Source organism: Hyella patelloides LEGE 07179 (genome assembly GCF_900659865.1).
Taxonomy (GTDB): Bacteria; Cyanobacteriota; Cyanobacteriia; order Cyanobacteriales; family Xenococcaceae; genus Hyella; species Hyella patelloides.
The window spans coordinates 6965-11998 of the sequence record NZ_LR213985.1 but is presented as its reverse complement, the minus strand read 5'-3'; the positions used below and the strand labels follow the sequence as shown (position 1 = coordinate 11998).

The window sequence follows — 5034 nt, the reverse complement described above, 5'->3', positions numbered from 1 at the left end:
TTTTGGCGCAATAAGAGTTAAAGGTTTAAGTTCCATACGATTTCGGTTACGAATACTCTCATTAACTCATCTTTTAGCTTAACCGAACAGTATTGACCCCAGTGCTGTTTTGACATTCAAGCAATGTGGCGAAGTGCCTTTGCTTGCTGCGGAACAGCCTTCAGAAACTTCATCAATTATAGTCTCCAATTTTTTGTGTAACTATTTATTAGATTATTAGTCTAAAACTTCCCAGATATCTACACTGTATGAAACAAATAAAAGAATTTTGACCTATATAAAATTATAAAAATATACATTTGAAATACCATGTTTAATCATTAATTACTACTTCCAATTGTTCCCAGTCCCGAATAATAATTGTTCCGCCTCTTTTGTAAATAACTATTCCTTTCAATTTTTTAAATAAACGCACGCATTCTTCATAGGTAATACCAATACTGCGAGCAATTTGATAATAAGGTAGTTTAATATTTAGGCAGTCTCCTTCGGGAATAGAATGAAATCCATCACGCTTTTGGTAATATTGAATTAACCTAACTAAACGTACTATCGCCCGTTCGGAAATCAATCCGTGTACTGTATTGTGGAGTTGTTGCAGTCTTTGATTAAATACTTCTAATATTCTTAAACTAATTTCTGGTGTATGGGAAATTGCCTTTAATAAAGCATCGCGATCTATAGTTAATACTTGGGATTCTACTTGAGAGATTACTATTGCAGGAGAAATACTATTACCAAAAATAGCTGGTGCAGCAAAAAGTTCTCCTGGGGGAATAAGACGTACTAAAGTTTCTTTTCCATTAGTAGCAGTCTTTTTAATTTCTAGTCTGCCTGTCATTAAACCATGCAATTGTTGGGGAATTCGATCGCCCTCCTGCATGACTATTTCACCTGGCTGATATGCTCGAACATGACTATAGGGAACAAGACTTTCTAGTTGTAATGCTTCTAAATCTTGAAAGATCGAGATTTGTTGTAATTGAGCGATCGACGAGCAACCTTTAAAAATCATTGATTAGTCATTTGTCATTAAAATTTAATTTCTTTGATTAGGGAAATTACCCAAGCTAAAACAATCGTAATTAAAACAGAAATTTCTATAATTTTTAGTAAAGAAAATGACGATAGCCATTGTTTAACTGTTGTCATGCCAAAATTATTACGCCAATTAGAAAAATGTTCACTCCACAAAACAGGACTATCTTGACTGCGAAATTGCCAATTAAGCATCGATAAAATCAAAGGCATCCCTCCAACTTTAATACTCATTAATAAGTGAAGGGCGATCGCTATTACTAAGATTAACCAAGAAATGAGATGAGCATAGTACCAAAAATGATTTAATTCTCCTTTAGGTAACCATTTTTCATCCATCATCTTGCCAGAAAAAACCGCAAAAGTTAATGCCAAAATACTCACAGTATTAACTAAGCGATGCCAAGTATACCACCAGATAGGCTTACCTAATTGAGTTAGTTTAGCTAAAGAATTAGACTGAATTAATCTTCTTTGACCTCGATTAAAAGCATAAATAACAAATAGAGGAAAAATTAACAATGTCCATAAACCAAATGTTCCATGAATACCTTCAATTTCTGGAAATTGGGGTAAAAAAATTCTGCCCCAACGTCCATCATAAGTATCATAAGTCCAAAAAGCGGTAATGATAGCTAAAATAGCAAATAAGCCTGTTAACCCGTGAAGTATCCGTAGTAAAAATGGTTGATAAGGCTGAGAAAATTTACCTGACATAAAAATGCGTTAATTAAATGAAAATCACCTATATTAGAATAGTCATTTTATAAGGCGATCGCTCTATAATTATTCTTGGTTAAGTCACCATATTTTGCAAGTTTTAGTGAAAAGTTTTAATGAAGTGCGATCGCTAATATTTTTAATAACCAACGCCCGTAGAGTATTAGATGGAAGCTCCAAGAGCTAAAGTGGAGTTCATTGTTTTGTTAGTTATCGTGCTTATTTATTTAGTCTCAGTATAATCAAAGATGTCTTTAGAAGGCATTTTTCCTTGGAAAAAACCCTCGAATACTGCTTGAAATCTCTCAATATGTCCCAGTTTAATATAATTAGAATGTCCGATTAAGCTGGTTAATTCATTATATTTCTTGGGCTTACCAGAATATAAAATAGGAACAGATGCGATCGCTAAATCTTGTAATAATCTCTGCCGAGAAGGAGTATCCAAAAACTTTTCAGTTTCTCTATCCAGTACATCATATTCTAGAAAGTAATAAGGTAAAAAATCCTAAAAAATCGTATGCTTGGCATACAACCATTCTCCATCAAGAATGTAACGATTACCTAAAACCAAATACAATTTATTAGCTAAAGTATACGCCCATTGTTTAAAAAGACTAAAATGCTTTTCTCTAACCCCTCCCGTTAAGAAATTTCCGCGACTCTGTAATAACATTTCCCCTGTATCGCTAAAACTAATAGCAACATTAGCACCATCCATTTTTTCTTCTACAACCAGATGACAAGATGCGATCTCTTGAAAAAGAGTCTTATTCTTATTTTTTTTTTGAGAACGCAATCCCGAACCTTCTAAGTGATAAGTTTTAGGGTATTTATATATTTGTTTCATATTCTTAAAAAAGCCTTTATATTCCTAAGAAAAAGCGATATTTATTATCTGCGATCTCTTTTTTCGCTCAGATTCTTCTTAATTCGATTCGGAATTTTAGAAGTTTTGGTAGATTGCGATCGCAAATTAATGGTACATGAACCTCATTTTTGTAGATTATCTGAACTACAAAAACTTTTAGGCAGTATCAGTGGCTGAGATTGTTGAATTTCACCCATCCATGAAAACACTTGAATCATAAGGGATTGATTGTACTCAGCTTTGCTTTTATTATCTGAATTGAACCAACAAGTACCGCAGCAATCAGAACCACCATTCGGCATTATCACAACTCCTCAATTTGTCTTCAGCCATTGATGAGTCTACTTAAAATAATGACTGGCAACAAACAACTAAACAAAACTTTACCCTCAAACATGAGCTACCTCAGAGACGGGACTAAAACTTGATGTCAAAGTAAGAGTATCGAGTTTGGATACGACTCATGACAACTACTCTCAATTTTGCCACTGCACCAGGTCATCAAGTTTTAGCAGCAGCAGGTAAGAAGATATTACGTCCTGGAGGAAAAGCAGCAACGGAACAACTATTTACTTGGGCTAACTTTCAACCAGGAGAAACAGTATTAGAATTAGCAGCTAGTTTTGGGGAAAGTGCCATCCAAATAGCTCAAAGATTTAATGTTCGTGTTGTAGGAGTTGAGAAAAACCCAGATAGCTTAGCCAAAGCGAGAGAAAACATCAAAGCTGCGGGATTATCAGACAAAATAACTATTATTGAAGGAGATATCTTTCAGTTAGACAAGATTACCGATAAGTTCGATTATGTCTTAGCTGAAGCCATTTTAACCATGCAATCGGATGCAGGGAAAGCCAAGATACTAGCAGCGATTAAAAATCATCTCAAACCTGGGGGTAAGTTTCTTTCCCATGAAATGCTAGTTCACAGCAATGAGTCAGAAGTGCGTCAAAGTCTATCTCAAACTATTCGGGTTAATGCTAATCCTCTAACAATAGAAGCATGGAAAACAGCCTGTAGAAAAGCTGGTTTAACTTTACAGCAACAGCAAACAGGGGTAATGGGATTGCTTAATTTAGGTCAGATGGTACGAGATGAAGGTTTATTAGGAACGGTCAAAATTGCTTGGAATGTTTTAATTAATACCAATTTACGCCAAAGAGTCCTACAAATGCGCCGTAATTTTCAACAGCAGCGTAATAATATCGGCTACATCGTTTTTATCTCATCGGATATGTAGGGGCACGACGCTTCCTAAAGGATACCGCGACCCATAAAGCTAGTCCTTTAGGGCAAGGCTTGCGCCCATCATAAAACACAAAGGACAAACAACAAAATAACAAGGAGAAATTATGACAGTTGCATCATCTAACAATTCTTTTACTGCTACTTTGCAAGATTTAATTGAATATCCCACCAGTGGCATTCTTAGTAAAGTTTTACTGAAGGATCAAAATAGTCAATACACCTTGTTTTGTTTAGCAGCAGGTACAGAAATTGACGAACACACTTCCACCCGCAATGCTGTCTTAACCGTAGTGGAAGGAACAGGAAACCTTAATTTAGAAGGGAAAGATATTACTCTCGCGCCAGGATTATTTGTCTTTATGCCAGCAAATGCACCTCATGCTTTGCAAGCGAAAGAAAATCTAGCATTTGTTCTCACTTTATCGGAAAAATCTGTAAAAAAGCAGGTAGTTAGCCAACAAACTATTGATATCGTCAAATCTACTGCGAATGTACTCAAACAACATGGTAAAAAGATTACTACTCGGATGTACGAGATTATGTTTGACAAATATCCAGAAGTAAAAGCACAGTTTGATATGTCGGCACAAGCTAATGGTACTCAACCAGCTAAACTAGCTGCTGCGGTGTATAGTTATGCAACCCATATTGACGATCTCGATCGATTAAAAGCAATGGTAGATAAGATCGCCCATCGCCACGTCAAAACCCATGTTTTACCAGAACAGTATTCTATTGTGGGGGAATGTTTGTTAAAAGCAATTCAAGATGTGTTGGGAGATGCAGCAACATCAGAAGTGATGACGGCTTGGACTGAAGCCTATCAAGCATTAGCCGAGATTTTTATTGATCGAGAACAACAAATTTATCAAACGGTTGCTCATTAGTCATTAGTCATTGGGAATAGACAAATATGATAATGAAGAGCAATTCATCAATTTTCCATAATTCTTAGTTGAAAGAGGTATTGCTTCAGCGGAGAGAAGATATTAACAAGGTTGGACTAAGAGATTTGAAGCGTTAAGTAGGTGGGCTTGATTAAATATGAAATGGCATGACGGCTTAGGGATTTGTGGATTTATGGATGTAGGGAAACAAGATAATGTTTGAGTCTTATAAATTATTATGCCTACCTACTTATCTGTCCCACTAAAAAAACT

General features: G+C 35.5%; 4 protein-coding genes and 1 pseudogene. 2 read left to right on the top strand and 3 right to left on the bottom strand.

Annotated elements, in window-relative coordinates; genetic code table 11:
• Positions 1-313: 313 nt before the first annotated feature.
• The 3 genes and pseudogenes from H1P_RS24945 to H1P_RS39975 form a co-directional block, all read right to left on the bottom strand.
• Positions 314-1015, bottom strand: a complete 702-nt coding sequence (locus H1P_RS24945; protein ID WP_144872442.1) for a Crp/Fnr family transcriptional regulator — start codon at positions 1013-1015, stop codon at positions 314-316.
• A gap of 17 nt (positions 1016-1032) precedes the next feature.
• Positions 1033-1755 (bottom strand): cytochrome b/b6 domain-containing protein, encoded by a 723-nt coding sequence (locus tag H1P_RS24940; protein ID WP_144872439.1) that lies wholly within the window; start codon positions 1753-1755, stop codon positions 1033-1035.
• 226 nt (positions 1756-1981) lie between these two features.
• A pseudogene (locus H1P_RS39975) lies at positions 1982-2608 on the bottom strand (RNA ligase family protein).
• Positions 2609-3092: 484 nt separating this feature from the next.
• Between H1P_RS39975 and H1P_RS24925 the strand changes: the two are divergent.
• Both H1P_RS24925 and H1P_RS24920 read left to right on the top strand, forming a co-directional pair.
• The gene (locus tag H1P_RS24925) at positions 3093-3866 is read left to right on the top strand and encodes an SAM-dependent methyltransferase (RefSeq protein WP_144872428.1); all 774 of its coding nucleotides are present in this window, start codon (positions 3093-3095) and stop codon (positions 3864-3866) included.
• A gap of 112 nt (positions 3867-3978) precedes the next feature.
• The gene (locus tag H1P_RS24920; RefSeq protein WP_144872425.1) at positions 3979-4761 is read left to right on the top strand and encodes a globin domain-containing protein; all 783 of its coding nucleotides are present in this window, start codon (positions 3979-3981) and stop codon (positions 4759-4761) included.
• The last annotated feature ends 273 nt before the right edge of the window (positions 4762-5034 follow it).

What these genes read in the sequence shown, in the direction of transcription:
- H1P_RS24945 (WP_144872442.1), bottom strand. Translation starts at nt 1,015, where the DNA reads ATGATTTTTAAAGGTTGCTCGTCGATCGCTCAATTACAACAAATCTCG.
- H1P_RS24940 (WP_144872439.1), bottom strand. Translation starts at nt 1,755, where the DNA reads ATGTCAGGTAAATTTTCTCAGCCTTATCAACCATTTTTACTACGGATA.
- H1P_RS24925 (WP_144872428.1), top strand. Translation starts at nt 3,093, where the DNA reads ATGACAACTACTCTCAATTTTGCCACTGCACCAGGTCATCAAGTTTTA.
- H1P_RS24920 (WP_144872425.1), top strand. Translation starts at nt 3,979, where the DNA reads ATGACAGTTGCATCATCTAACAATTCTTTTACTGCTACTTTGCAAGAT.